The organism is Pseudomonas sp. 102515, from assembly GCF_031085165.1.
Taxonomy (GTDB): domain Bacteria; phylum Pseudomonadota; class Gammaproteobacteria; order Pseudomonadales; family Pseudomonadaceae; genus Chryseomonas.
Map to the genome: position 1 here is coordinate 1 of NZ_JAVHTY010000027.1, position 223 is coordinate 223.

The window sequence follows — 223 nt, forward strand, 5'->3', positions numbered from 1 at the left end:
GACGTTCTCGCCAGCACGGCCTTCGTCCAGCAGCTTGCGGAACATCTCGACGCCGGTGCAGGTGGTCTTGACGGTGGCCTTGATGCCCACGATCTCGACTTCTTCCTGGATACGGACGATGCCACGCTCGACACGACCGGTTACCACGGTGCCGCGACCGGAGATCGAGAACACGTCTTCGATCGGCATCAGGAACGGCTTGTCGATGGCACGCTCGGGCTCG

At 62.8% G+C, this 223-nt stretch carries 1 protein-coding gene; it reads right to left on the reverse strand.

All coding sequences use genetic code 11. The annotated features are described in order from the left end of the window. A partial coding sequence (locus RCF34_RS23230; protein WP_308710167.1) for an EF-Tu/IF-2/RF-3 family GTPase occupies positions 1-223 on the reverse strand: 223 nt, incomplete at both ends.